General features: G+C 68.2%; 28 protein-coding genes. 13 read left to right on the forward strand and 15 right to left on the reverse strand.

The window, feature by feature from the left end:
• The first annotated feature begins 34 nt into the window (after positions 1 to 34).
• Positions 35 to 532, forward strand: coding sequence for a MarR family winged helix-turn-helix transcriptional regulator (locus tag JKL49_RS17290; RefSeq protein ID WP_215342086.1), 498 nt, complete (start codon positions 35 to 37; stop codon positions 530 to 532).
• On the opposite strand, the gene JKL49_RS17295 is transcribed toward JKL49_RS17290, so the two are convergent.
• The 3 genes from JKL49_RS17295 to JKL49_RS17305 all read right to left on the reverse strand — a co-directional run bounded on the left by JKL49_RS17295 (position 495) and on the right by JKL49_RS17305 (position 2,514).
• On the reverse strand, positions 495 to 959 hold the full coding sequence (locus JKL49_RS17295) for an NfeD family protein (protein WP_215342088.1): 465 nt from the start codon (positions 957 to 959) through the stop codon (positions 495 to 497). The genes JKL49_RS17290 and JKL49_RS17295 overlap by 38 nt on opposite strands.
• A 4-nt stretch (positions 960 to 963) precedes the next feature.
• Positions 964 to 1,938, reverse strand: coding sequence for an SPFH domain-containing protein (locus JKL49_RS17300; RefSeq protein ID WP_215342089.1), 975 nt, complete (start codon positions 1,936 to 1,938; stop codon positions 964 to 966).
• A 144-nt stretch (positions 1,939 to 2,082) separates the two neighbouring features.
• Positions 2,083 to 2,514 (reverse strand): TIGR02301 family protein, encoded by a 432-nt coding sequence (locus JKL49_RS17305; RefSeq protein WP_215342091.1) that lies wholly within the window; start codon positions 2,512 to 2,514, stop codon positions 2,083 to 2,085.
• Between the two features lie 119 nt (positions 2,515 to 2,633).
• Between JKL49_RS17305 and JKL49_RS17310 the strand changes: the two genes are divergently transcribed.
• Positions 2,634 to 3,134, forward strand: a complete 501-nt coding sequence (locus JKL49_RS17310; RefSeq protein ID WP_215342093.1) for a type III secretion system chaperone family protein — start codon at positions 2,634 to 2,636, stop codon at positions 3,132 to 3,134.
• On the opposite strand, the gene JKL49_RS17315 is transcribed toward JKL49_RS17310, so the two are convergent.
• Positions 3,112 to 4,053: a LysR family transcriptional regulator gene (locus JKL49_RS17315; protein ID WP_215342095.1), complete on the reverse strand. Its 942-nt coding sequence runs from the start codon at positions 4,051 to 4,053 to the stop codon at positions 3,112 to 3,114. The two genes, JKL49_RS17310 and JKL49_RS17315, sit on opposite strands and share 23 nt — an antisense overlap.
• A 124-nt stretch (positions 4,054 to 4,177) precedes the next feature.
• Here JKL49_RS17315 and JKL49_RS17320 point away from each other — a divergent pair, with 124 nt between their 5' ends.
• From JKL49_RS17320 to JKL49_RS17330, 3 genes are all read left to right on the forward strand, one after another.
• On the forward strand, positions 4,178 to 4,876 hold the full coding sequence (locus JKL49_RS17320; RefSeq protein ID WP_215342097.1) for a pirin family protein: 699 nt from the start codon (positions 4,178 to 4,180) through the stop codon (positions 4,874 to 4,876).
• A 66-nt stretch (positions 4,877 to 4,942) separates the two neighbouring features.
• A complete protein-coding gene (gene wrbA, locus JKL49_RS17325; RefSeq protein WP_215342099.1) occupies positions 4,943 to 5,542 on the forward strand; it encodes an NAD(P)H:quinone oxidoreductase in 600 nt (199 codons plus the stop codon).
• Between the two features lie 161 nt (positions 5,543 to 5,703).
• On the forward strand, positions 5,704 to 6,069 hold the full coding sequence (locus tag JKL49_RS17330; RefSeq protein WP_215342101.1) for an ArsR/SmtB family transcription factor: 366 nt from the start codon (positions 5,704 to 5,706) through the stop codon (positions 6,067 to 6,069).
• A gap of 223 nt (positions 6,070 to 6,292) precedes the next feature.
• Here JKL49_RS17330 and JKL49_RS17335 read toward each other — a convergent pair whose 3' ends face one another.
• Both JKL49_RS17335 and JKL49_RS17340 read right to left on the reverse strand, forming a co-directional pair.
• The gene (locus JKL49_RS17335; RefSeq protein WP_215342103.1) at positions 6,293 to 7,267 is read right to left on the reverse strand and encodes an NAD(P)H-dependent flavin oxidoreductase; all 975 of its coding nucleotides are present in this window, start codon (positions 7,265 to 7,267) and stop codon (positions 6,293 to 6,295) included.
• Positions 7,268 to 7,348: 81 nt separating this feature from the next.
• On the reverse strand, positions 7,349 to 8,134 hold the full coding sequence (locus JKL49_RS17340) for an SDR family NAD(P)-dependent oxidoreductase (RefSeq protein WP_215342105.1): 786 nt from the start codon (positions 8,132 to 8,134) through the stop codon (positions 7,349 to 7,351).
• A 144-nt stretch (positions 8,135 to 8,278) separates the two neighbouring features.
• Here JKL49_RS17340 and JKL49_RS17345 point away from each other — a divergent pair, with 144 nt between their 5' ends.
• Both JKL49_RS17345 and JKL49_RS17350 read left to right on the forward strand, forming a co-directional pair.
• Positions 8,279 to 9,070 (forward strand): glutathione S-transferase family protein, encoded by a 792-nt coding sequence (locus JKL49_RS17345; protein ID WP_215342107.1) that lies wholly within the window; start codon positions 8,279 to 8,281, stop codon positions 9,068 to 9,070.
• A 65-nt stretch (positions 9,071 to 9,135) separates the two neighbouring features.
• The gene (locus JKL49_RS17350) at positions 9,136 to 9,687 is read left to right on the forward strand and encodes a peroxiredoxin family protein (RefSeq protein WP_215342110.1); all 552 of its coding nucleotides are present in this window, start codon (positions 9,136 to 9,138) and stop codon (positions 9,685 to 9,687) included.
• Position 9,688: 1 nt separating this feature from the next.
• On the opposite strand, the gene JKL49_RS17355 is transcribed toward JKL49_RS17350, so the two are convergent.
• Genes JKL49_RS17355 through JKL49_RS17365 form a run of 3 tightly spaced genes read right to left on the reverse strand, consistent with a single transcriptional unit; the run spans position 9,689 to position 12,792 of the window.
• Entirely contained in the window at positions 9,689 to 10,537 is an 849-nt protein-coding gene (locus JKL49_RS17355; protein ID WP_215342111.1) for an SDR family oxidoreductase, read from the reverse strand.
• A 44-nt stretch (positions 10,538 to 10,581) separates the two neighbouring features.
• A complete protein-coding gene (yaaA, locus tag JKL49_RS17360; RefSeq protein WP_215342113.1) occupies positions 10,582 to 11,376 on the reverse strand; it encodes a peroxide stress protein YaaA in 795 nt (264 codons plus the stop codon).
• A gap of 6 nt (positions 11,377 to 11,382) precedes the next feature.
• Positions 11,383 to 12,792 carry an FAD-binding oxidoreductase gene (locus JKL49_RS17365; RefSeq protein ID WP_215342115.1) on the reverse strand — a complete coding sequence of 470 codons (1,410 nt, stop codon included), beginning with the start codon at positions 12,790 to 12,792 and terminating at the stop codon, positions 11,383 to 11,385.
• A gap of 69 nt (positions 12,793 to 12,861) precedes the next feature.
• On the opposite strand from JKL49_RS17365, the gene JKL49_RS17370 reads away from it, so the two are divergent.
• Together JKL49_RS17370 and JKL49_RS17375 are read left to right on the forward strand one after the other, a co-directional pair.
• Complete coding sequence (locus JKL49_RS17370; protein ID WP_215342117.1) at positions 12,862 to 13,140, forward strand: type II toxin-antitoxin system VapB family antitoxin; 279 nt, start codon at positions 12,862 to 12,864, stop codon at positions 13,138 to 13,140.
• Positions 13,137 to 13,535, forward strand: coding sequence for a type II toxin-antitoxin system VapC family toxin (locus JKL49_RS17375; RefSeq protein ID WP_215342119.1), 399 nt, complete (start codon positions 13,137 to 13,139; stop codon positions 13,533 to 13,535). Before JKL49_RS17370 ends, JKL49_RS17375 begins: the two co-directional genes overlap by 4 nt.
• Here JKL49_RS17375 and JKL49_RS17380 read toward each other — a convergent pair.
• Genes JKL49_RS17380 through JKL49_RS17390 form a run of 3 tightly spaced genes read right to left on the reverse strand, consistent with a single transcriptional unit; the run spans position 13,523 to position 16,303 of the window.
• The gene (locus tag JKL49_RS17380) at positions 13,523 to 14,410 is read right to left on the reverse strand and encodes an L-threonylcarbamoyladenylate synthase (RefSeq protein ID WP_215906613.1); all 888 of its coding nucleotides are present in this window, start codon (positions 14,408 to 14,410) and stop codon (positions 13,523 to 13,525) included. The genes JKL49_RS17375 and JKL49_RS17380 overlap by 13 nt on opposite strands.
• A gap of 17 nt (positions 14,411 to 14,427) precedes the next feature.
• Positions 14,428 to 15,693 carry a YceI family protein gene (locus JKL49_RS21340; RefSeq protein WP_347340402.1) on the reverse strand — a complete coding sequence of 422 codons (1,266 nt, stop codon included), beginning with the start codon at positions 15,691 to 15,693 and terminating at the stop codon, positions 14,428 to 14,430.
• 4 nt (positions 15,694 to 15,697) lie between these two features.
• Complete coding sequence (locus JKL49_RS17390) at positions 15,698 to 16,303, reverse strand: YceI family protein (RefSeq protein ID WP_215342123.1); 606 nt, start codon at positions 16,301 to 16,303, stop codon at positions 15,698 to 15,700.
• A 160-nt stretch (positions 16,304 to 16,463) separates the two neighbouring features.
• Here JKL49_RS17390 and JKL49_RS17395 point away from each other — a divergent pair, with 160 nt between their 5' ends.
• Both JKL49_RS17395 and JKL49_RS17400 read left to right on the forward strand, forming a co-directional pair.
• The gene (locus JKL49_RS17395) at positions 16,464 to 18,206 is read left to right on the forward strand and encodes an acyl-CoA dehydrogenase family protein (protein WP_215342124.1); all 1,743 of its coding nucleotides are present in this window, start codon (positions 16,464 to 16,466) and stop codon (positions 18,204 to 18,206) included.
• A gap of 3 nt (positions 18,207 to 18,209) precedes the next feature.
• The gene (locus tag JKL49_RS17400; RefSeq protein ID WP_215342126.1) at positions 18,210 to 19,079 is read left to right on the forward strand and encodes a phosphotransferase family protein; all 870 of its coding nucleotides are present in this window, start codon (positions 18,210 to 18,212) and stop codon (positions 19,077 to 19,079) included.
• Between the two features lie 79 nt (positions 19,080 to 19,158).
• Here JKL49_RS17400 and JKL49_RS17405 read toward each other — a convergent pair whose 3' ends face one another.
• Both JKL49_RS17405 and JKL49_RS17410 read right to left on the reverse strand, forming a co-directional pair.
• Positions 19,159 to 19,800, reverse strand: coding sequence for an NrsF family protein (locus JKL49_RS17405; RefSeq protein WP_215342128.1), 642 nt, complete (start codon positions 19,798 to 19,800; stop codon positions 19,159 to 19,161).
• Positions 19,787 to 20,335 (reverse strand): sigma-70 family RNA polymerase sigma factor, encoded by a 549-nt coding sequence (locus tag JKL49_RS17410; protein ID WP_215342129.1) that lies wholly within the window; start codon positions 20,333 to 20,335, stop codon positions 19,787 to 19,789. The genes JKL49_RS17405 and JKL49_RS17410 overlap by 14 nt, the downstream gene beginning before the upstream one ends.
• Positions 20,336 to 20,440: 105 nt before the next feature.
• Here JKL49_RS17410 and JKL49_RS17415 point away from each other — a divergent pair, with 105 nt between their 5' ends.
• Positions 20,441 to 21,118, forward strand: a complete 678-nt coding sequence (locus tag JKL49_RS17415; protein ID WP_215342131.1) for a DUF1223 domain-containing protein — start codon at positions 20,441 to 20,443, stop codon at positions 21,116 to 21,118.
• Between the two features lie 125 nt (positions 21,119 to 21,243).
• Entirely contained in the window at positions 21,244 to 21,537 is a 294-nt protein-coding gene (locus tag JKL49_RS17420; RefSeq protein WP_215342133.1) for a hypothetical protein, read from the forward strand.
• A 42-nt stretch (positions 21,538 to 21,579) separates the two neighbouring features.
• On the opposite strand, the gene JKL49_RS17425 is transcribed toward JKL49_RS17420, so the two are convergent.
• Positions 21,580 to 22,764, reverse strand: a complete 1,185-nt coding sequence (locus tag JKL49_RS17425) for an amidohydrolase family protein (protein WP_215342135.1) — start codon at positions 22,762 to 22,764, stop codon at positions 21,580 to 21,582.
• Positions 22,765 to 22,777 lie beyond the last annotated feature (13 nt).

Genomic DNA, 22,777 nt, shown 5'->3' on the forward strand with positions numbered 1-22,777 from the left:
ATATCGTTCACGATTGAACGATATGGAGGCGCGCATGTCGACGCCAACCCTTCGCAACGCGCCCGCCGTCCAGGCTCACCCCTTCGTGGAGGTGTTCTCCGAGATCGGCGCCATCGAGCACTATCTGCGCATGGCGGTGACCAAGCATCTGCCGCCCGGCATGACCCACGCCCACTTTGAACTGCTGCAGTGGTTCATGCGCCACGGCGACGGCCAGACCCCGGCCGAGCTCGCCCGCATCCTGCTGATGACCAAGGGCGCCATCACCAATATCCTGCAGAAGATGTCCCAGATGGGCTGGATCGCCGTGCTGGCCGACACCGCCGACGGCCGCAAGAAGCGGGTGAAGATCACGCGGGCGGGGATTGAGGTGTCCAACGGCGTCATGCGGGACATGAAGACCAAGACCGAAGCCCTGCGCGACGGTTTCACCGACGAGGAGTTCAGGGCCGCCACGCCCTTCCTGAAGGCCCTGCGGGTCTTCCTCTCGGAGATCAGCGAGCCGGGCGCACCCGCAAACGCGTTCCGCTGACACCGGTCACCTCGACCGGTGCGCCATGGGCGAGGACGGCGTCCTCGTCCAGCTCGGCCGCCCATTCCTTGCCGTCAATGAACACCCGGCCCGAACGGTCGCGGAAGTCGGCCACCGCCTTGCCGTGATGGCCGACGAGACGGGCGGTATTGTCGTTGATGTCGTGGGCGTCGCCCGGCTGATGCGGCGGCCAGAAGCGCCGCGCCAACAGGGTGGTGACGATGGTCAGACCCGCGCACAGGACCACGGCCCCGACCCAGCCCAGTTGCGGAAACAGCTGCGCCGCGATGGCCACGGCCGCGGCGCTCGCGGCCGGCCACAGCAGCCAGCCGGACCCCGTCGCCACCTCGGTCGCCAGGATCAGGGCGGCCACGGCCGCCCACACCCAGAACGGATTGGCCACCGCCAGTTGGATCAGGCCGCCCACCGGCTCAGCTCCCCGCCTTGGGAACCGCCGTCGCCCGCGGCGGCTGCGGCGGACGCGGCGGCGGGTTGTCGGACTGGATCGACTTCACCAGCTCGCCGATGCCGGCGATGGAGCCCACCAGCGAGCCCATGTCGGCGGGCACGATGACGGTCTTCTGCTGCGGGCTCTCGGCGAGCTTGGCGAAGGCCTCCACGTATTTCAGGGCCACGAAGTAGTTGATGGCGTTGACGTCGCCGCTGGCGATGGCGTCCGACACCAGCTTGGTGGCCTCAGCCTCGGCGCCGGCCGCCCGTTCCCGAGCCTCGGCGTCGCGGAAGGCGGCCTCCCGCCTGCCCTCGGCCTGCAGGATGGCGGCCTGCTTGGCGCCCTCGGCCACGGTGATGGCGGCCTGCTTCTCGCCATCGGCCTCGGTGATCACCGCGCGGCGTTCGCGCTCGGCCTTCATCTGCCGCGCCATGGCGTTGGTGATGTCCGGCGGCGGCTGCAGGTCCTTGATCTCGATGCGCGCCACCTTCACCCCCCAGGGGCTGGTGGCCTGGTCGATGACATCCAGCAGGCGGGTGTTGATCTGGTCGCGCTGGCTCAGCACCTCGTCCAACTCCATATTGCCCACCACGGTGCGCAGGTTGGTCATGGTCAGCTGGGTGATGGCGTAGTCGAGATTGGTCACGCGGTAGGCGGCGGCCGCGGCGTCCATCACCTGGATGAAGACGATGGCGTCCACCTGGACCGAGACGTTGTCCTTGGTGATCACGTCCTGGCGCGGCACGTCCAGCACCTGCTCCATCATGTTGATGCGCCGGCCCACACCTTCGACGAAGGGGGTCAGGAAGGAGATGCCGGGCTTGAGGGTGCGGGTGTAGCGGCCGAACCGCTCAACGGTGAACTCGCGGCCCTGGGGCACGATCTTGATGGCGCCCAGCACGATGACCAGGGCCAGGATGAGGAAGGCGATAGACGCGATGGTCGCGGCGGCCATGACGAGATCTCCGACAAGAGCCTGTCCGTTTCAGATGGCCTCATCTGAAACGGATAAACAGGCTCGTCACTTTGAGTTTAGAGCGTGACGGGCGCCTGAACCGGCATCCACTTCAGGCTGTCACGCTCTAAGCGTCCGGAGAGTTTAGCGCGGGGACTGCTCGCCTGTCGCGTTCATCTCGAAGATGGTGGGCGGGGCTTCCCGGTCGGTCTTGATCATCACCTTGGCAAGGCGATTGGAGATATCCAGGCCGTGGTTGGCGGCGGCCAGCTCGGCCCGACGGCTGGCGGGACTGCAGGCCTGAAACTCGCTCTGGCGCGAGGCAAAGCCGGTGTTGAAGCTTTCCTTGAGGCGGGCGTCCAGCGCCGTGTCAGGCTTCTCGGTGCTCACCAGGTTCATCATCCGGGTGCGCCAGTACTGGTCGTCGAGACCTGCGCAGGCCTGGCGCAGGGCGTGGCTCTCCCCCAGCACATAGGCCAGGTCCACCAGGTTCTGACGCAGGGCCGGGCTACGATCCTGGGCGAGGACCGGGAAGGCCATGGCGGCAAGCGCGAGGGTCAGCATCAAACGGCGCATCTGCTTACTTAAGGGATGATCGCCGATTTTGTCATCCCGCAGCGCGCACAAGGCGAGCGCCATTCTCCTGCCGCCGGATGCGTGGAACTATCCACGGCTCGAACGTCCAAGGAAGCTCCATGCGTATCGCCACTCTCGCCGCCGCCATCGCCGCCCTGGCGGTCGCCGCCCAAGCCGCCACCCCGGCCAAGCCGGCGGCGCCGAAGTCCGGCCCGTTCGACATCCGCGACCCTGCGGCCCTGGTCACCCTGCTGAAGTCGATGGACGCCAAGGCCGAGATCGCGAAGACCGAGGCCACCGTAGTGTTCCTGAACATCACCACCCCCGGCGGTGACTTCGGCGCCCAGTACGTCGACTGCGACGCCAAGGGCAAGGCCTGCCACGCCCTGATCTTCTCCACCGCCTTCGCCGCCAAGGGGGTGAGCCTCAACCAGATCAACAGTTTCAACCAGGGCCAGGTCGCCTGCCGCGCCTTCATCGCCGATGACGGCAAGCCCAACGTCGCCTATGCCACCCTGGTGAACCTGCGGATGACCACCGAGGAGGTGAAGCAGCACATCGGCGTCTGGCAGGGCTGCTTGGCCAGCTTCGGGTCGTTCACGAAGCCGGTGGCGAACTAGCCTCCTCCACCATCGCCCAGGGCGCCGTCGCCAGGCGTTGGGCCAGGAAGTCGTACAGCACCCGCACCCGGGCCGGCCGCAGCCGACCGGGGGGCGAGACCAGGTGCAGGGGGATGGCGGGCGCCTGCCAGTCGCACATCACAGATACCAAGGCGCCGTCCGCGAGTTCCGGCCAGACGATGAACTCCGGCTGCAGGGCCAGGCCCAGCCCTTCCCGCAAGGCCGGGATCAGGGCGTCGGAATTGTTGACCTTCAGGGGCCCCGACACGCTCACCGCCTGCTCGCCCTGGGTCGCGTGCACGAACCGCCAAACCTCCGGGGTCAGGACGTAGGCGTAGGTCAGGGCCTTGTGGAACAGCAGATCGCGGGGATGGGCCGGCGTCCCATGCTCGGCCAGATAGGCCGGCGACCCCACCAGCACCAACCGCACCCCGCACAGCCGCCGCGACAGCAGCGAGGAATCGGCCAGTTTGCCGATCCGCAGGCCCAGGTCGAACCCCTCCCCCACCAGATCCACCTTCTGGTCCGACAGGCTGAGGTCGACGGAGACCTCGGGATACAGCCGCAGGAATTCCGGCAGCAGGGGCGCCAGGTGCCGCGTGCCAAAGGACATCGGCGCGGCCAGCCGCACCAGACCTTGGGGCGTCGTCGACTGGGCGGCGGCCTCGGCCTCCACCGCCTCCCCCTCGGCCAGGATGCGCGACGCCCGTTCCAGGGCGGTGCGACCGCTCTCGGTCAGGGCCAGCTTGCGCGAGGTCCGGTGGAACAGGCTGGTCCCCAGCCGTTGCTCCAGCCGCGACACCGCCTTGGAGACCGTGGCCTTGGAGAGCTCCAACTCAAGGGCGGCGCGGGCGAAGGCGCCGGTCTCGGCCACCTTGGCGAACACCGCCCAGGCCTCGAAGTCGGGAAGACGGGACATGACGATTTCCGAAACGATCTGTTTCCATCGTTTCTATTTCGGAATGTGGAGGAAGGTCTACTTTGATCTCAACAGCGGCGCGGCCTCCCGGCCAGCGGCCCTCACCAAACCAGGAGACCTCGAGATGATCGAACGCAGATCCTTTGACTCGCTTGGCGGCGCCAACCACGGCTGGCTCGACGCCAAGCACCACTTCTCCTTCGCGGAGTACCACGACCCCAAGCGCATGGGCTGGGGCCCGCTTCGGGTCTGGAACGACGACAAGATCGCGCCGAATTCCGGCTTCCCGCCGCACCCCCACGCGAACATGGAGATCATCACCTATGTGCGCACCGGCGCCATCACCCACAAGGACAGCCTGGGCAACGAAGGCCGCACCGAGGCTGGGGACGTTCAGGTGATGAGCGCGGGCTCTGGCATCCGTCACGCTGAGTTCAACCTGGAAAACGAACCCACCACCCTGTTCCAGATCTGGATCCAGCCCAACAGGACCGGCGGGGCCCCCAGCTGGGGCGCCAAGCCCTTCCCCAAGGGTGACCGCGCCGGCCGGTTCGTCACCCTGGCCAGCGGCGTCGAAGGCGACACCGATGTCCTGCCGATCCGCACCAACGGCCGCGTCGTGGCCGCCACGCTGAAAGCCGGCGAGACCGCCGAGTACGAACTGGGCGCCGACCGCTTCGGCTACCTGGTGCCCGCCACCGGCTCTGTGGAGGTCAATGGCGTGACCCTGAACGCCCGTGACGGCGCCGCCATCCGCGACGAGGCCACGGTCCGGGTCACAGCCCTGGAAGACAGCGAACTCGTCCTCGTCGACGCCGCCTAAACCCTTCCCGCCCCGGTGAAAGCCGGGGCGGCCCCCTTCGCTTTCTCCTCCCCAGGAAACCCCGCCATGACCAAGGTCCTCGTCCTCTACCACTCCGCCTACGGGCACATCGAAACCATGGCCAAGGCCGTGGCCGAAGGCGCCCGCGAGGCCGGCGCCACGGTGGACATCAAGCGCGTCCCCGAGACCGTCCCCGAAGAGATCGCCAAGGGCGCCCACTTCAAGCTCGACCAGGACGCCCCCATCGCCAAGATCGAAGACCTGGCCGACTACGACGCCATCATCGTCGGCGCCGGCACCCGTTTCGGCCGCATGCCCTCGCAGATGGCCAGCTTCCTGGACCAGGCCGGCGGCCTCTGGGCCAAGGGCGCCCTGCACGGCAAGGTCGGCGGCGCCTTCACCTCGACGGCCACCCAGCACGGCGGCCAGGAGACCACCCTGTTCTCGATCATCACCAACCTGCTGCACTTCGGCATGGTGATCGTCGGTCTGGACTACGGCCACGCCGGCCAGATGACCCTCGATGAGATCACCGGCGGCAGCCCCTATGGCGCCTCGACCATCGCCGGCGGCGACGGCTCGCGTCAGCCCAGCGAGAACGAACTCACCGGCGCCCGCTATCAGGGCCGCAAGATCGCGCAGACCGCCGCCAAGCTGGCTGCGTAACCGACGCGCCGGCGTTCCGACCTCCCCCGGAGGACGACGGCCCCCGCCGCCGAGGCTGACCCCCAGCCCAGCGGCTCGCGAGGGGTGGAGGCGTCCAGCGCCTCCACCCCGACCGCGCCCCTCGATTGACAAATCCCCGCGTCGCCCAAATAGTACACCACATGGTGAACTATGAACCCCGCGACCTGGACCGGCTTTTCACCGCCCTGGGCGATCCCACCCGCCGGGCTATCCTGGCGCGCCTGGAGCAGGAGGACAGCCTGTCCATCAGCGCGCTCGCCGAGCCCTTCGCCATCAAGCTGCCGGCGGTGATGAAGCACCTCGATGTGCTGGGCGACGCCGGCCTGATCACCCGCACCAAGTCCGGCCGTACCGTCGCCGTCCGCCTCGTCCCCGAACCCCTGCGCGCCGCCACCGACTGGTTGGCCCGCTACCAGCGGTTCTGGTCGCCCAAACTCGACCGGCTGGCGGCTCACGCCGAGGCCAAGGAGCGCGAGGCGCGAGCCGCCGAGGGGCAAGGTGAATGACCAGCCTCACCCTGGTGCGCCGCCCTGCCGGCCGGCGAGCAGTTCGGCTGGGTGATGGAAGTCCGCGCGATCCACACGTTCACGGAGCGGCCCTGACCCTCCCTCCCCTTCATGGGGAGGGAGGACGGCGGAACGCCGGACGGGTGGGGAGCACTGGCCAGACTCCCCCACCCCGACCGCTAACGCGGTCTGCCCCTCCCCATGAAGGGGAGGGAGAAGCAGTCTAGGCCGTCACCTTCACCAGCTTGCTCGCCCGGGCGAGCGCGGCCTCGGCTTCGCTCACCAAGTTCGCCACGATCTGGGCCGCCGGCAGCACCGCGTGGATGCCGCCCGCCGACTGGCCCATGGCGAAGCAGGACTTGTCGGCGTCGAGACCTTCGATCTGGCCGCCGATGCCGCCCATGACGCCGGCGCGGCTCGAAAGCATGGCCTGCTGGGGGAAGGGCTGGATGTCCTGGGGACGGGTTTCCCAGTCCTCGACATAGGGGTTCTTGCGCACCCGCATCGGCTTGCCGGAATAGGAGCGGGTGCGAACGGTGTCCTCGTCGGCGGCCTCGACGATGGTCTGGCGGTAGAGTTCGCCGGCATGGGCCTCGTCGCTGGCGATGAAGCGGGTGCCCATCCAGACGCCGACGGCGCCGAGGGTCAGGGCCGCGGCCAGGCCGCGCCCGTCATAGAGGCCGCCGGCCGCCACCACCGGGATCTTCACGGCCTCCACGGCCTGGGCCACCAGGGGCATGGTGCCGACGAGGCCGGTATGGCCGCCGCCCTCGCCGCCCTGGCAGATCACCGCGTCGCAGCCGGCCTGCTCGGCCTTCACCGCGTGCTTCACCGCCCCGCACACCACCATGACCTTGAGGCCGGCCTTCTTCAGCTTCTCCATGATCGGCATAGGCACGCCCAGGCCGGCCACGAAGCTGGAGGCGCCCTCATCGATGATGATCTCCACCGAGGCCGTCAGGCTCTCCGGGGACGCGGCCAGCAGGTCGACGCCGAAGGGTTTGTCGGTGAGGCTTTTGACCTTGCGCATCTCGTCGCGGATGAACTCCGGCGTGCGGCCGGCCATGCCCAGCACGCCATAGCCCCCGGCGTTGGAGACCGCCGCCACCAGCTCGGCATAGGAGACACCTCCCATGCCGGCCAGCATGATCGGGTGCTTGACTCCCAAGAGGTCGCAAAGCGGGGTGTGCAGCGTCATGGCGTTTTCTCCCGAAGTTTCTTTGTCAGGCAGGATGGCGCCGCACGCCGTCCATGGGAACCATGACCCAAGGTCAGAGCATCAGAAGACGCCGTATCCGCCGTCGATCAGGAAGCTGTCGCCGGTGTGGAAGGACGAGGCGTCCGACGCCAGATAGACCGCCATGCCGCCGAAGTCGGCCGGCTGGCCCCAGCGGCGCACGGGCACCCGCTTGATCACGGCGTCGTTGAACTTGTCGTTGCCCTGGGCGCCCGCCGTCATATCGGTGGCGATCCAGCCGGGCAGGATGGCGTTGGCCCGGACGCCATAGCGGGCGTGTTCCACGGCGATGGCGCGGATCATCGAGATCACCGCGCCCTTGGTGGCGGCATAGGCCTCGTTCTTCGGCGCGCCGTCGAGGGCCGAGAGCGACGAGATCACCACCAGCGAACCGCCCGCCTTGTCGCCGGAACCCGCCCGCTCGACCATGTGCTTGCAGGCCTCGCGGAAGGTGAAGAACACCCCGTCCAGGTTCACCGAAAGCACCTTGCGATACATCTCAGTGGAAAAGTCCGAGAAGGACGGCGCCCCGCCCCCGATCCCGGCGTTGGCGATCACGGTGTCGATGCGGCCCATCTTGGCGATCGCTTCGGCCATCCCGGCCTTCACCGCGTGCTCGTCGGCGACGTCCACCACCTGAGTCAGGACTCGCACGCCGAAGCTCTTCAACTTGTCTTCCGCGTCGGCGTTCTTCTTGGGGTTCGACCCCCAGATCACCACGTCAGCGCCGGACTGGGCGAGCGCCTCGACCATGCCAAAGCCGATGCCGCCATTGCCGCCGGTGACAAGGGCCACCTTGCCGGTCAGGTCGAAGGGTTTGTAGGCCATGGCGTCTGCTCCCGAGTCCGTTTCTTGGACGTGTTGGGATTACAGAGGCCGGGGTTACGCCCGGTCCGTCAAGCGGCGGGCCAGGCCATTTGACTTCCCCGGCGTTGGGGCGGCCCTCCTGGCGAAAACGCTGGGAGGACCGCCATGCTGACGCTTTATGACCACCCGCTCTCGCCCTATGCCCAGAAGGTCAAGATCGCCCTGCGCGAGAAGGGTCAGCCCTTCCAGGCGGTGTCGCCGGGCGGTCTAGGCGCCGGCGGCGCGCAAGGCGATTTCCTGGCCGCCAATCCGCGCGCCGAGGTCCCGGCCCTGGTGGACGGCGAAACGGCCATCTTCGATTCCACCATCATCCTGGAATATATCGAGGACCGCTGGCCCAACCCGGCCCTGCTGCCCGCCAGCCCCGCCGAGCGCGCGCGGGTCCGGATGCTGGAGGAGGTGATGGACACCCACTTCGAGGCCATCAACTGGGGCCTGTCGGAGATCTACTGGTTCCGCCGCGCCGAGGGTGACCTGGCCCAGACCCTGATCGCCAAGGCCGCCGAACAGACGGCCGGTTTCTTCGCCTGGCTGGAAAGCCAGCTCGCCGACCGGCCCTGGTTCAACGGCGAGAGCTTCGGCTGGGGCGATCTGGCCGTGGTCCCCTATCTCAACGGCTCAGTGGGCCACGGCAATCCGCCGGCCGCCGGCAGCAGGCTCTCCGACTGGCTCACCCGCGCCAACGCCCGCCCCTCGGTCGCCGAAACGACCAAGGAAGCCGGCGCGGCGGCCGCCGCCTCGGCCATGCCCAATGTCGCCGAGCTGGTGAAACAGGGCCTATTCAAGCGCGAGTACCGCGACCACCGCCTGGAATGGATGATCAAGAGCGGCGGCGCCCAGGTGGTCATGGACGGCCTGGCCCGCGACACTATCCGCTTCAGCCCGACCTTCGGCTGAAACCTTTGCCCGGATCGGCCCGAAGGACAGATGACGTCCGCCGTGTCGGCGGCTGGGAGATCCCGATGAAACTCGCCCCTCTGTTCGCCGCCCTGCTGCTCGCCTGGCCCGCCGCCGCGGCCGCCTTTGATCCCGGTCCCGCGGTGGGCTCCCGCATCCCGCCCATCGCGGCCCGCGACATGGCGGGCAAGCCCGTGACCGTCCGGGATCTGTCGGACAAGAATGGCGTGGTGCTGGTCTTCTTCCGGTCGGCGAAGTGGTGCCCCTATTGCCAGAAGCAGCTCATCGAGCTGAAGGACGCCAAGGCGCCCCTGGCCCAGCGCGGCTACCGGCTGGTGGCCCTCAGCTACGATCCGCCCGAGGTCCTGACCCGCTTTTCTGAGCAGCGGGAAATCCCCTACGCCTTCCTCTCGGATACCGGATCGGCGACCATCGACGCCTTCAAGCTGCGTGACCCGCAGTACAAGCCCGACAGTTTCGCCTATGGCGTCCCCATGCCGGCGATCTTCGTCATCTCGCCGCGGGGCGTCGTCCAGGCCAAGCTCGCCGAGGAGGGCTACAAGTCCCGCCCGCCGGTCGCCGCGGTCCTGGCCGCCGTCGATGGGCTGAAGAAATAGGCTAGAGACGGCTGGCGAAGGCTTCCACCACGTTGTTGCCGGTGGGGTCCACGACCTTGGGCCCCACCACCTGCTTGGCGAAGTCAGAGGTGATGTAGCGGAAGTCGGGCGTCTCGACAGTGGCGGCGCCCAGGATGACCTCGGCGATGTCGGCGCCGGTCTGGCCGTATTGGGCGAAGACGCCGGTGCTGGCCCCCATGTATTTCTGCACGATGGCGTCATAGGGCGGGGCGTAGGCCGAGAGGTCGCTGACGGCGCGGACGCTGTTGACGAACTCGGTATTGATGGGGCCGGGCTCGATCAGGCTGATCTGCACGCCCAGCCGCTTGGCCAGGGGCGCCAGGGATTCCATCATCCCTTCCACCGCGAACTTCGCTGCGCAATAGGCGTCGTTGAAGGGCTGGCCGATCAGGCCGCCGATGCTGGTCACCGAGATAATCCGCCCCGAGCCGCGCTCGCGCATGTGCGGGAAGACCGCCTTGGTCATCCGCCAGACGCCGAAGAAGTTGATGCCCATGGTCCGCTCAAGGTCGGCGTCGGTGGTCTGTTCCAGGCTGCCCAGGAAACCCGCCCCGGCGTTGTTCACCAGCACATCAATGCCGCCGTGCTTGCGGATCACCTTCTCGACGCAGGCCGCGATGGACTTCTTCTTCTGGACGTCGAGTTTCTCGACCTTGACCTTCACCCCGGCCGCCTTGGCCTGGGCCAACAGGTCCTTCTTCTTCGAAGTGTCGCGCATGGTGGCGATGGTGACGTAGCCGGCCCGCGCAAAGGCGATGGCGGTGTGCAAGCCCACCCCCGTGGAGGTCCCGGTGATCAGGACCACAGGTCCGGTGTCGCTCTTGCTCATATGCTTCCCCCGGCGGCTCGGATCGGCCGCGTTCAAGTCAGACCCTAACCCGGCTTGCGGGCGCTCACTAGCCGCGGCTGGGGCCGGGTGAACACCCATTCGGTGTCGCTGGAGGCCTGGGGCTGGAAACGATAGCCCTCGCTGTCGAAGGCCTTCAGGTCCGACGCGCTCTGGATGCGATGGTCGACGGCGTAGCGGGCCATCAGGCCACGGGCCTTCTTGGCGTAGAAGCTGATCACCTTGGCCTCGCCGTCCTTCTCCTCGACGAAGCGCACGTTCACCACCGGCAGCGTCAGGGCCTTCAGGTCCACGACGCCGAAATATTCCTGGCTGGCGCAGTTCACCAGGGTCGGGTCCTTATGGCCGGCAGCCTGCTCGTTGAGCGCCTTGGCGACCTTGTCGCCCCAGAAGGCGTAGAGGCTGGGACCGCGCTTGGTTTTCAGCCGCGTGCCCATTTCAAGCCGGTAGGGCTGGATGCCGTCCAGCGGCCGCAGCAGGCCATAGAGCCCTGACAGGATGCGGACATGGTCCTGGGCGAAGGCCAGGGCCTTCTTGTCCAGCTCACGGGCCTTGAAGCCCATATAGACGTCGCCGTTGAAGGCGAAGGCGGCCTGCAGCCCCTCCTCCATGGCCGGGTCGAAGGCCTGGAAGCGGTCGCGGTTCAGCTTGGCGAGATTGTCCGACAGGCTCATCAGCCGCTTCACCTGGGCCACGGTCAGCTTTCGCGTGGTCTGCGACAGGAGGGCGATATCCTCGGCCATTTCCGGGGTGGTCATCGGCAGGGGTTTGTCCGGCGCGGCGAAGTTCATCGCCTTGGCGGGGGACAGGACAATCAGCATGGCGGCTCAGAAGAAGACGCGGGGATTCATGATCCGCTTGGGGTCCAGGCTTTGCCGGATCGCAGACAGCGCCGCAACCTCCACCGGGCTTTTGTAACGCCGGGCCTCCTCGGTCTTCATCGAGCCCAGGCCGTGCTCGGCGGAGATCGAGCCGCCCATGGCCGCGGCGATATCGTGCACGATGCGCGAGCCCTCGTTGCGCTTGGCCGAGTGGGCCGCGTCGTCGCCGCCGTCCGGGCGGATGACATCGTAGTGGATATTGCCGTCGCCGACGTGACCGAAGGCGGTGATCCGGCAGCCCGGCGCGAAGGCCTCCATGGCCGCGGTCGCCTGGGCGATGAACTTGGCCACCTGACTGACGGGGACGGAGATGTCGTGCTTCCAGGTGGCCCCCTCGGGCTTCTGGCCCGGGGACTGGTTCTCCCGAACCGACCAGAAGGCCTTGGCCTGGGCCTCGCTCTGGGCGATGGCCGCGTCCAGGATCAGGCTGTCCTCCAGCGCCTTGCCCAGCAACCGCTCCATGGCCGCCCCGGCCGCGCCGGGCTCGCCCGAGGCGATCTCGATCAACACGTACCAGGGATAGGACCGGTGCAGCGGGTCGCGCTGGTTTGGGATGTTCTTCAGGACGAACTCGACACCCCGCCGGCCCATCAGCTCGAAGGCCTCGACCGCCCCACCGGCCTCCTCCTTGGCACGGACCAGCAGCTGGATCGCCACCTCCGGCGACTCCACCGCCGCCACCGCCGTGGCGCGGCTTGCGAGGATCGGGAACAGCTTGAGGCTCGCTGCGGTGACGACGCCCAAGGTCCCCTCTCCGCCAATGAACAACTGCTTCAAGTCGTAACCGGTGTTGTCCTTGCGAAGGCGTTTCAGACCGTTCCAGATCTCGCCATTGGGCAGCACCGCCTCGATCCCCAGCACCAGGTCGCGGGTGTTGCCATAGCGCAGCACCGCGGTGCCCCCGGCGTTGGTCGACACGATGCCGCCGATGGTGGCCGTGCCCTCCGAGGCCAGGCCCATGGGGAAGCGCCGCCGCACCTGCAGCGCCGCCTCGTGGACGGCGGCGAGCGTCACGCCGGCCTCGGCCACGATCACGTCGTCGAAGGCGTCCACGTCGCGGATGGTCGATAGCCGCTCGGTGGAGAGCAGGATTTCCCCCTGCGGAATCTGGCCGCCGACGAGGCCGGTGTTGCCGCCCTGCGTCGTGATCGGCACACCGGCCTCATGGCAAATGCCGACGATGGCCGAGACGTCCGCCGTGGTCCTGGGCAGGGCCAGGAAGGGCGTGGTCCCTTTCCAGCGGTCGCGCCATTCCAGCAGCTTGGGCGCCAGGCGGTCAGGGTCCTGGCTCCACCCGCCCTCGCCAAGCACGGCCTTCAGGCGGGACAGGACATCGGCGGGAACGGAGATGGTCATGGGGCCGGAGCCTACGCTTCCGTCTCGGCGCAGGCCAGTATATACTCCAGTATATATAGGAGATCGGCCATGGCCATCCTGATCAAGAATGTCGATGTTGAGAAGCGGGCGCGGGAGCTCGCGGCCCTCACTGGCGAGAGCCTGACCGGCGCGATCGACGAGGCGCTAAAGCTGCGGCTGGCCCTGGAAAACGCCAAGGTGAAACCGCGCCCGACGATGGCCGAGATCATGGCCGCAACGGAGCGCTTCAGAAAGGCGGTGGGCCTGGACAAGCGCAAGGTGAACGCCACGAAACAAACCTTCGATGATCTGTGGGCGGAGTCCGAGGATCTGGATAACCGCCCATGATGGTCGTGGACGCTTCGGCGCTCGTGGCTCTCAGTGATGGCGAGGACGACGCTGCGGCGTTTGCAGAAGCGTTGCAAAACAGCGCCGCGGCGCTGATTTCGAGCGTGAACGCCTTTGAAGCAGGCCTCGTTCTGATCGGACGAGGCCGATTGTCTGACGAGAAGGACTTGAACCGCTGGCTCTCTGAGATCGGCGTCACGGTCTATGCAGGGGGCGCCGATCATACGGAAGCCCTCAGAGCCTACCTTGCCTTCGGTCGTGGCTATCACCCGGCCCGCCTCAATCTCGGCGACAGCTTCGCCTATGCCTTGGCCAAGAAGCTCGACGCGCCGCTGCTCTACAAGGGCGACGACTTCGCCCGCACCGACATCCGCTCGGCGCTTCAGCCGACGTAGCCGGCGGCGCGGATCAGGCGGTCGTTGATAGCCTCGCCCAGGCCCTCGGCGGGAATGGGGGCGACGGCGATGGCGGTGGGCGCCGTGCGATCGGCGGCGCGCAAGTAGGCGAAGAGGTTGGCGGCGGCTTCGCGCAGATCGCCCGTCGCGCTGAGATTCACGACATTGCCGGTGACCGAGGTCGGACCGAAGGCCAGATAAGCCTCACCGGCCTCCGGCGCCTGAACGTTCAACCGCACCGGAGCTTCCGGCGAGTAGTGCCGCGCCAGCCGGCCGGGCGAGCGCTTGGCGTCGTCTTCGGCTTCAGCGAGGGGTCCGATCACCGCCTCGATCTGCGCGCGCGTCACTGATCCCGGCCGGAGCAGGCGCGGTTGGTCCAGCAGGGCGACGACGGTGGATTCCAGGCCCACGGCGCAGGGCCCGCCATCGAGGCTGGCGGCGGCCTTCTCGCCAGTCTCCTCCATGGCGTCGGCATAGGTCGTCGGGCTGGGCCGCCCCGAGCGGTTGGCCGAAGGCGCCACCACCGGACCGCCGAAACGGGCCAGCAGCTCGCGGGCCAGCGGGTGGGCGGGGACGCGGATGGCGATGGTCTCCAGCCCGGCGCGGGCCAGATCGCAGACCACGGTGTCGGGCTTGATCGGCAGGACCAGGGTCAGGGGGCCCGGCCAGAAGGCCGCGGCCAACGCTCGCGCCCGGTCGTCGAACACCGCCAGCCGTTCGGCGGTGGCGAGGTCAGCCACATGGCTGATCAGCGGATTGAACCGCGGGCGGCCCTTGGCTTCGTAGATGGCGGCCACGGCGGCGGGATTGGCCGCGTCGGCGCCCAGGCCATAGACTGTCTCGGTGGGCAGGATCACCAGCGCCCCGACGCGCAGGGCCGCGACCGCGGTCTCTAGCGGGTCGCCGTGAGCTGAACGCTCACCTTCACCTGAGCTGGAATCTGATCGGTCGCCTGCCACTCGCCCTGCCCCACGCCGAAGGCGGTCCGGTCGAGGCTGGTTACACCGCTCATGCGCGCCTTGTCGCCGTCGATCTTCAGGGTGAAGGGCAGCCGCACCGGCTTGGTGACCCCCCGCAAGGACAGCTTGCCTTTGGCGACGTAGCGGTTCTGGCCGGCGGCCTCGAAGCTGTCGGCGGTGAAGATCGCCTTGGGATGGTCGGCCACGTCGAAGAAGTCGGCCCCAGGCAGGGCCACGTCCCGCTGCGGATCACCTGTGGCCACGGAGGCCAGGTCGATGGTCACCTTGACGTGGCTGTGGTCCAGCGCGTCCGGCGAGAAGGCGATGTCGGCGGTCCACTGGTCGAAGCGGCCCTCCAGGGTCTGGCCGCCCCAGGAGGTGGAGAAGCCGAGAGTCGAGCCCTTGCCCACCGTCCACTTGGAGGCTTCCGCGGGCGTCTGCACCGCCTCCGCCGCGGGCGTGGCGGCGACCGGCGCGAGCGGCGCTGCGGGCGCGGCCACCGGTTCGGCGGCCTGGACGGGCGGCGGCGGCAGGGGCGCGGACGCCGGCGGCCTGGGATGGATCAGCCAGGCGCCGCCGATCGCCGCGATGACGCCGAGTGCGATCAGCGCCAGACGCGGCTCCAACCAACGGCCTGGGACAGCACCAGGCGCCATGCGGGCCAGAACCGGCTCGTCGCGGCTGAACAGCTGGTGCTTCAGCGCGCCGGCCACGTGCAGGCCGATCAGGACATAGAACCCCCAACCCAGCAGCTCGTGGCTCTCACGGGCCAGCCCGTTCCAGGCGGCCTTGCCCGCGGCGGGCAGTTCGGCCAGGCCCGGCACGTGGGGCCAGGGGATCAGGCCGTAGAGCACCGTGGGAATGCCGGTCTTGCTGGTGGAGACCATGATCCAGCCGGTGATCGGCATGCCGATCATCAGGGCGTAGAGGCCCCAGTGGACGATCTTCGAGAGCCAGACCTCCCAGAGCGCCAGGCCCTCCGGCTCCGGCGGCGGCGGATTGGCCAGCCGCCAGCCCAGCCGCGCGAGGCTAAGCACCAGGATGGTGATCCCCACCGACTTGTGCAGCTGGATCAGCGCGAAGGCTTCCGGCGTCTTCAGGTCGACGAACCGCCATGGCAGCTGCATCTGGAACAGGATCGCCGCGGCGATCAGCCAGTGCAGGACGATGGCGACGGTGGCGTAGCGGTCCCGGCGCACGGTCCTACTTCTTCACGAACTCGACCTCGAACAGCAGGTCGAGGTCATCGCCGGCGAACTGGCTCATGGTGGTGACGCCGAAATCAGAGCGTTTCAAGTGAGTGGTTCCGGAAAACCCGATCCGTGTCCCGGCCCCCATCATGCCCGGGCCGACGCCATTGAAGGTGACGTCCAGCACCACCGGCTTGGTCACCCCGTGGAAGGTGAGGTCGCCGCTCACCGTGCCCTTGCCGTCGGCGCCCTCAGCCTTGGTGGAGACGAAGGTGATGGCAGGATACTTGGCGCTGTCGAAATAGCTCGGCCCCGCTATGGTCTTGTCGAAGTCGGGCAGGCCCGTGTTGATCGAGGTGGGGTCGGCGGTGATGGTCACCTTGGTGGTGGCCCAGGTCGCCGGCTCGTAGGCGAAGCTCCCGTCGAGGCGGTCAAACCGCATGGTGAACTTCGAGAAGCCGCCCATGTGCGGGACCTTCACCAGCAGGCTGGCATGACGCTTGTCGAGGACGTAGTTCCCTGCAGGAACCTTGGCCGGGTCCTGGCTGCCCGGGTTGGCCAGGGCTCCCGTGACCGCGAGCAAACTGAAAGCGGCGGCGGCGAGGGCGGTGCGGATCATGGGAAAGCCTCCTGGCGAATGGCCGACATGGTCATGCTTGTCCGGGGCCGAAAGACGGCGGCCGGCTCACGAAGCCGTGACCGCGCTGCCCTGGAGCGCTGCAGGTTCCATCCTCCTGCGCCAGAGGCTACACAGCGCCTGGAGTTTCAGGAGCCCGCCCATGACCTTCCGCGCCCCGGTCCGCGACCTCGCCTTCGCGCTCAAGACGGTCGGCCACTCGGCCCTGATGGCCCAGGCCTTCCCCGACCTGGACGAGGATACCGTCCTGGCCGTGCTGGAGGCCGCCGGCGCCTTTACCGAGAGCGAGCTCGCCCCCCTGAACCGCAAGGGCGACACCGAAGGCGCCAAGTACGCCAACGGCAAGGTCACCGCCGCGCCCGGCTTCGCCGCGGCTTACCAGGCCTTCGTCGCCGGCGGCTGGAACGCCCTGTCGTCCGACCCCGAATACGGCGGCCAGGGCCTGACCGGGGCGCTGGGCCTGGCGGTCTTCGAGATGGTGCATGCCTCTAACATGGCCTTCGGCCTCTGCCCGATGCTGACCCAGGGCGCCATCGAGGCGCTCGCTTTGCACGGCACCGAGCGGCAGAAGCGCCTCGTCCTGCCCAAGCTGGTCTCCGGCGAATGGACCGGCACCATGAACCTCACCGAGCCGCAGGCGGGGTCGGATCTCGCCGCCGTCGCCACCCGGGCCGAACCCGATGGGAAGGGCGGCTATCGGCTGCACGGCCAGAAGATCTACATCACCTGGGGCGACCACGACGCCGCCGACAACATCTGCCACCTGGTTTTGGCCCGCCTGCCCGACGCCCCGCCCGGCGTGAAAGGCATCAGCCTGTTCCTGGCAACCAAGCGGCTGGTGGACGACGCGGGGAACCTCGGCGATCCCAACGACCTGCGGGCCGGCTCCATCGAGCACAAGCTGGGCATCCACGGCTCGCCCACCTGCGTCATGCTGTTCGAGGGCGCCCAGGCCGAGCTGGTGGGGGAACTGAACAACGGCATCGCCCACATGTTCGTCATGATGAACGCCGCCCGCCTTCAGGTGGGCGTCCAGGGCGTGGCCATCGCCGAGCGCGCCTTCCAGCAGGCCCTGGCCTTCGCCCAGGAACGCAAACAGGGCCGCGCCGCCTGGGCGCCCGATGGCGCCATCTACGGCCACCCGGATGTGCGCCGCTCCTTGCTGCTGATGAAGGCCAAGATCGAGGCCGCCCGCGCCATCTGCCTGTCCACCGGGGTGCTCAACGACGTGGCCCGGCTGGCTGTCGACGAGGCTGCCCGCGCCGTGGCCAAGGCCCGGGCCGAACTCTTCACCCCCATCGCCAAGGCCTGGTCCACCGACATCGGCGTGGAGGTGGCCTCCATGGGGGTGCAGATCCACGGCGGCATGGGCTTCATCGAGGAGACCGGCGCGGCCCAGCACTATCGCGACGCCCGCATCGCCCCGATTTATGAGGGCACCAACGGCATCCAGGCCATCGACCTGGTGGGCCGCAAGGCGCCGATGGAGAACGGCGCGGTGGTGGACGCCCTGGCCGCCGAAATGCACGAGACGGCGAACGCGCTGTCGGGCACGCCCGGTCTCGAAACCGTCGGCGCCCGCCTTGAGGCCGGCGTCGCCGCCCTGGAGCGCGCCACCGACTGGATCCTGGCCAACAAGGGGCCTAACGCGCTCTCGGGCGCCACCCCCTATCTTAAGCTGGCCGGCGACGTGGTGGGCGGCTGGATGCTAGGCCTGCAAGCCCTGGCGCTCGTGGGCGCTACCGACGACTGGTCGGCCAGCAAGGCGGCGCTCGCCCGCGTCTACTCAGCCCAGATCCTGGCCCAGGCGCCGGGCCTGGCCGAAGGGGTCATGGAAGGCGCAGGCGACTACGAGGCGGTCAGCGCCCACGCCCTTGGGGGGTAGGGCGTGCAGGCCCCCGACCTTCAGCGTGCGGTGGCCGCGGCCATCTGGACCGCCAAAACACTGGGCCTCCAGGTCGACGACACGGTTGTTCTTCACAACTCAAACAAACTCGCCGTGCGCCTGCTCCCCTGCGACGCCTTCGCCAGGGTCGCCCCCCTGGCGCATCAGGTGGCGCAGTTCGAGATCGAGCTTGCCGGGCGGCTTGCCGAGACCGGGAGTCCTGCGGCGGCTCTCGAACCTCGGGTTCCACGGCGCGTCTACGAGCGCGACGGCTTCGCGGTTACGCTTTGGACCTACTACGCATCGGTGACGCCAGAGCTCGCCCCCGCCGACTACGCCAAGGCGCTCTCGCGTCTGCACACCGGCATGCGGAAGATCGAGATCACGGCGCCGCACTTCACCGACCGGGTCGAAGAAGCCGCGCAACTTGTGGCCAACCGCGACCAGACGCCTGAGCTCGTCGACCTGGACCGAGAGCTGCTCCGTGGCATGTTGAAGGACCTCAGGAAAAAGATCGTCGGTCTGGGCGCAGCCGAGCAGTTGCTCCACGGCGAGCCGCACGCGGGCAATGTGCTGAACACGAAAATCGGCCCGCTGTTCATTGACCTCGAGACCTGTTGCCGTGGTCCGATCGAGTTCGACCTTGCTCACGTGCCTGAGGCGGTCATCGAGCACTATCCAGACGTTGATCCGTCGCTGCTGGGCGAGTGCCGCGCGCTTGTTCTTGCAATGGTCGCGGCTTGGCGATGGGACAGGGACGACGAGTTTCCGAACGGCCGGCAATGGGCCCAACACTTCATCCATACCCTACGCAAGGGTCCGCCATGGCCGTCCCTTCAGGCCTTGACCCGGGAACTTGAGGGGCCTGGCTGAGCGCGCTCAAACGCGCCCTCGCCTCAACTCAGCAGATGCACCCCATCCAACCCTCCCCATCGAGGAGGAAGGCTCGGGATCACCACCGCAGCAGCCTACGTCCCGCCAGCGCGCCCAGCAGGGCGACCGCCGCCATGCCCGCCGTGTACCAGACCGCCACGAAGGCCGCGGCGCTCTCGTTGCAGTGGAAGGCGTAGATCCAGGCCCCCATGGCCCCGGCGCAGCCGCCGGCCACGAAGCCCGACAGCACCAGCCGGGTGGGGGCCAGCCCCCTCAGCGCCCAGACCGCGCCGGCGAAGATCGGGAGACCGAGGATAGCGATCCGCCAGGGGCACACGTCGGCGGAATCCCCCATCAGCATGCCGCGGGCGATCACCGGATCGGCCTTGGCCAGCCGCGCCACGGCCATCAGCGCCACCAGGGCGAAGGGCGCCGCCAGCGCCCAGGCGAGTGAGCCCATCGACCCGCCCGGCCGCGCCACGCGGATGAGGGCCCAGGCCAAGATCGCCGAGCAGGCAAGGGTGTAGGCGAACTTCATCCAGAACATCGTCCCGGTCATGGCGTCCATCAGGTCAGGCCGAACGCCCAGCCAGAAGATCATCAGCAGGGCCGAGAAGAAGGCTCCGCTGGAGAGGCCGATCAGAATGCGCCGCGTCACCCACCAGGGCGAGGCCGGCTCCAGGTCGGCGGTCAGCCGTTCGATCAGGTCATCCGTTTTCACGGGCGCCTCCGAACTTTGCCGTCAGCGCCTTCAGGCCGCGATGGACGGCGACCTTCACCGCGGTCTCGCTCAGGCCGTGCTTCTCGGCGGCCTCGCGGGTCGACAGGCCCTCCACCTTCACGTCGCGGATCAGGGCGCTGGTGCGCGCCGAGACCTCGGCCAGCACCGTGTCGAGGTCGCGCTTGACCACCAGGTCCTCGGCGCCGCCGTCGGTGAACAGGTCGTCGGCCTCCTCCAGGGGCGAGGAGGGGCGTGACTTCATCCGCCGCAGATGGTCGATCATCTTGTAGCGCGCGATCGCATAGGCCCAGGCGGTGAAGGGCTGCTGCGGATCATAGGTGGCGCGACGGGTATGCACGGCGATCAAGGTTTCCTGGACAAGGTCTTCAGCCTCGGGGGTTCCGAAGCCCAGCCGCCGGGCGTAATAGCGGCGCAGCAGGCGGCCCAGCTCCCCAAGCAGAGCGCGATGCGCCGCGGCGTCGCCGGCCAGGCCGGCGAGCATCAAGGCCCGCAGTCGCGCTTCGGTCTGGTCCACGTGTCTCCCTCAGGTACGCGGGCAAGGCGGGATTCGTTACAACGAGCCTAGCTGTAACCGATCCCGCTGGCGCGGCGAACCTGTTGAGCGAAAGGGAGTGCTCAAATGCCCCGTCTCCTCGGTCTTGCCCTCAGCCTGATCCTCACCCTGCCCGCCGTGGCTCAGGCGGGGCCGCTCACCGTGGTGGAGCTATTCACGAGCCAGGGCTGCTCTTCCTGCCCGCCGGCCAACGCCAACCTCGCCAAGCTGGCCGACCGCCCCGACGTCCTGGCCCTCAGCTTCGGCGTCACCTACTGGGACCAGCTCGGCTGGAAGGACACCTTCGCCAGCAAGGCCTACACCGACCGCCAGTGGGCCTATGCCAAGGGCCTGCACCACAATCAGGTCTGGACGCCCCAGGTGGTGGTCAACGGCCGCACCGACGTGGTGGGAATCAAGCTCGCCGAGATCGAAGGCGCGGCCCGTAAGGCGCCAATCGTCGCGGGTCCCCAACTTTCCGTCAGCGACGGCGTCCTGACGCTCAGCGCGGCCAAGCCCGCCAAGGCCGACGTCTGGCTGGTGCGCTATGACCCGGCCATCGTCCAGGTGCCGGTCAAGCGCGGCGAGAACACCGGCAAGACCCTGCCTCACCGCAACGTGGTCCGCGAGATGACCCGGCTGGGCGCCTATACCGGCCAGGCCCTGACCTATCGCCTGCCGGCGGGCGCCGATCCCAGGCTTAAGACCGCCATCCTGGTCCAGGCCGGACCCGGCGGTCCGATCCTGGCCGCCGCCAAGACCTAGACCTTCACCCCCACTCCTGACGCCTCCGCCCTCCGGTTTCCCGGATTCGGACGTCGCGAGCCTGCGCCTCCATCCCGGCGGCGCGCCCGTCGGCCTGCCCGACATTCAAGCCAGAGAGAAACGCCATGAAGACCCAACTCACCGTTCTCGCCGCCCTCGCCGCCCTCAGCCTCGCCGGCGCCGCCACCGCCCAGGACAAGATGGCCAGCGACAAGATGATGGCCAAGCCGATGGCGACCAACGCCATGGCCTCTGACGCCATGGCCAGCGACCATATGGCCGCCGACAAGATGGCCAAGAAGCCCGCCAAGAAGATGACGCCGATGAAGAAGAAGCCCGCCATGGCCGCCAAGCCGATGGCGGAAAAGCCCATGGCAGACGCCATGTCGACCGACTCCATGATGAGCGCCAAGCACTGACGCGCCTGCGGCCCTCCCCTCGCGGGGAGGGCTATTGCGGCGCTATTCCGCCGCCATCAGCGCCGGATGATCGTGCAGGGAGCGGTCCAGCCCCTTGCCCATCAGGTCGATGAAGTTGTCGCGGTAGAAGCCGCGCTTGGCGGCGTCCGAGGCGCCCTCCAGAGCGTCGTTGAACCGCTTCAGCGGATTGCGGCCGCCCTCGACGTGCGGGAAATCCGAGGAGAACAGGCACATCTCCGGCCCCGAATTGGCGATGATCCAGGCGGTGTCCTCGTGCGGATAGGGGGTCACCCGCAGCTGGCGGCGCAGGATCTCGCTGGGCTTGGCGCTCAGCTTCTGCAGCCGCTCCTCCTTGCCGAAGGCCGCGGCGCCGCTATCCATGAACCGCATCAGACTGGGCAGCCAGGAGGCCCCCAGTTCGATGGCTCCGAACTTCAGGTTCGGGAACCGGTCGAAGACGCCGTCGATCACCAGGGCCGACAGGGTCTGCCAGACCGACAGCGGGATGGTCATGAAGGTCAGGGAGGTGAAGTTCTCCGCCCCGCCGTGGAAGTCCAGCACCTGCGGCCCGCCGTTCTCCAGATAGGCCTTGTGCATCTTCTCCTCGCCGCCGACGTGGAACAGGATCGGCACCCCGGCCTCCTGCGCCACCGCCCACAGGGGGTCGAGGCCGCTGTGGCTGGGGGAATGTTGCGGCGGATGCCGCGAGGGGATGACCAGGCCCTTGGCCCCCAGAGCGATAGCCTCGCGGGCGATGTCGGCGGCCCGGTCGATGTCCACCAGGGTGACATAGCCGGTGGCCAGCAGCCGGCGGTCCACCGAGCAGAAGTCGGTCATCATGCGGTTGTGGGCGCGGGCGCCGGCGACGGCGAGTTCGACCTCGCCCATCTCCTCCAGCCCGTAGTTGCCAAGCGCGGCGGTGGTGAAGACCAGCTGGCTGGTGAAGCCCAGCATATCCAGCGCCCGGGGCCGGTCTTCATTCCGGAACGAGCCGATCGCCTGGTAGTTCTTGCGCAGCAGCAGGTTGGCCTCGTCGCCGGCGCGGAACTCCGGGTCGTCGTGCAGGGCCTGCGCCTTGGCGGTCCACTCCACCAAGGCGTTCTTCTTGATGGTCTTGGCGGCGAACTCCTCGCGGTGGCGGGCCTCGACATAGGGGATGATGGCCCCGGGAAGCTCCATCACATGACTGTCGGCGTCATGGATGGTCTGACCCTCGACGTAAGGCATGGCGTTCTTCCCT

The organism is Phenylobacterium glaciei (genome assembly GCF_016772415.1).
Classification (GTDB): Bacteria; Pseudomonadota; Alphaproteobacteria; order Caulobacterales; family Caulobacteraceae; genus Phenylobacterium; species Phenylobacterium glaciei.